Here is a 2,091-nt window from a genome sequence, read left to right on the forward strand (position 1 = left end):
ACCTTTATATACAACAATAGCGACTGTCACTATGAACCTAATAGTTTCAGTCGCTATTATTTTGTTGAACCTATATGTTGCATATGGCATTAGTTGTCAGATACCCCATTTTGTTTTGTCAATATACTTTCCGGATGTTTCAACTTCCATTTGTGTGGAAGCAGATCCAAAAGTTTCTCATGAGTTGCATTCTTGTGATAAGGCATTTGGGCGATTACATCATTCAGGTAATCCCTTGGGTTTACATCGTGTGCCTTACAAGTAGCCAATAGGGAACAGATAACAGACATATTAACTGCTGCTTCGGGGTTGGTCTTGAAGGCTGTCTCATAACCTACAAAACCATCGCATTGAAGATATCCTCTATATGTATATTGATTTGCCAGAGATTCGATGACCGCTCCTGCCCGGGATCCATCATCATAATAGAAAATGACCAGTTTTTCCATGACTGACCTTACCATCCATAGATATTCCTTGTCAGCCTTGTGCTTTTCCCTGTTGATGACTGGAACTGTGGTTTCATCCGCCTGTACATAGTCACAGGAGAAGACCTCCCGCTTGAGTACCTCATATAGAGGTTTGAGCAGCTCCATTGTTTTTTTGAACCATCCGTCCAGCGTACTTTCGGTCAGGCCTTTCATTCCAAGATGTCGGTACTATTGTATCTGACGGTAGAACGGGACATGATATTCATACTTCTGAAGCAGTATCTCGGCAAGCAGACTCGTGTCAGCGATACACTTGTCAACCGGCATCAGCGGCATGGGAGCTATCTCTACACCCTTCTGTCCGGCAGGAGGAAGCCGGGTGCTGTCCTTGAGGGCATATTTGGGACGGATAATTTCCTTGACGTAAAGCATGCCCGGCTTGTGTTTGACGACTTTTGTTATCTCTTCGCCTATCCTACGGTATAAAGACAGGTCAACACCTGTCGGTTCTATTGTCTCGGTCTCCAGTACGGGTAAGTCCTCTATCATTTTTCGGTTCTGACGATTCTGCTTCCGTACTTCCGCCGATTCCTTTTCAATCTTCCCAACGGCTTCGTCGCGCTTTTCTTCCGCCTGATGTTGGAGTCCGGCAAACTCGTCTGCAAAAAGATCGGGGATATTAGGGTCATATGCGCGAAGCTTCTCCGATTTACGCCCAAAGAGCTGACGGTTCAGCCATGCGACCTGAGCCGTCAACTCTTTGATACGTTCCTGCAGGTTTTTAATCTGATCTGACTGTTCTTTATTGGTGGCAGACAACGAAGCAACAGTGGCATTCAGCCATTCTATCGTCTTGAGCAAAATATCCTTTTCTTCCATTGCCTGCTTGTTTTTTTGTTTGCATAAAAATACTAAATATTAGCTAATTACACAACAAAACAAGCACTTTTATTCAACCTAAAAGCATGTCATACATGGTATTCCTTTCGTTCTGCCCTTAACCGCCGGAGTCTCTGTTCAGGATTCTCCTGAATACCCTCGACCATCATCACCAGGTCACACCATTCCATGGAATAACTTTTTGACTCAGGATCGTATTTGGGCAGTTTGAAGCGACCGGCTTCCAGACGTTTCACATACATCACCATGCCTCCATCTTCTGCATGAAGCAATTTCATGAGTTTGCGGCTGGCCCCGATGAAGATGAAGACATCACCGTTCTTCACTTCACTGTTCATCTTTTCATGTACCACTCCGCACAATGAACTGATACCTTTGCGCATATCTGTAATGCCCGGACACAGGAAGTAGCGCATCGTGTCGTTCAAGTTAAACATGGCCGCCTCCAAGACTTTTGGTCAATAATTCCATAAGTATCTCTTCAGAACCATTTCCGAAGTGGGCACGAAGACCATTGGGAAATAGTAATGCCACACCATGGGGTATTTGTTCTTCAAGGGAAGATTCCGTAGCTGCCTGTTTGAAACAGATGGGAGCCAACTCTTGCTTGACACTATTCTTGCCAACTGAACATTTTTTACGCCAATAGTGAGAAGCTGTTTTGATTTCATTCGATAAATTTGTTAAGCATGATTTGGATGAATGCAATCTGTACCATAGCTTCCGCAGTTTCAGCAAGGAATTCGTAATCGATGGTCAG

General features: G+C 44.3%; 1 protein-coding gene and 1 pseudogene. Both read right to left on the reverse strand.

From position 1 onward, the window contains the following. Positions 1–89: 89 nt before the first annotated feature. Positions 90–1,310: pseudogene (locus tag B5F78_RS16465) on the reverse strand (IS66 family transposase). Positions 1,311–1,399: 89 nt separating this feature from the next. After that, positions 1,400–1,768, reverse strand: a complete 369-nt coding sequence (tnpB, locus tag B5F78_RS16470; protein WP_140400236.1) for an IS66 family insertion sequence element accessory protein TnpB — start codon at positions 1,766–1,768, stop codon at positions 1,400–1,402. Positions 1,769–2,091: the final 323 nt, after the last annotated feature.

The organism is Bacteroides sp. An279, assembly GCF_002159615.1.
Classification (GTDB): domain Bacteria; phylum Bacteroidota; class Bacteroidia; order Bacteroidales; family Bacteroidaceae; genus Phocaeicola; species Phocaeicola intestinalis.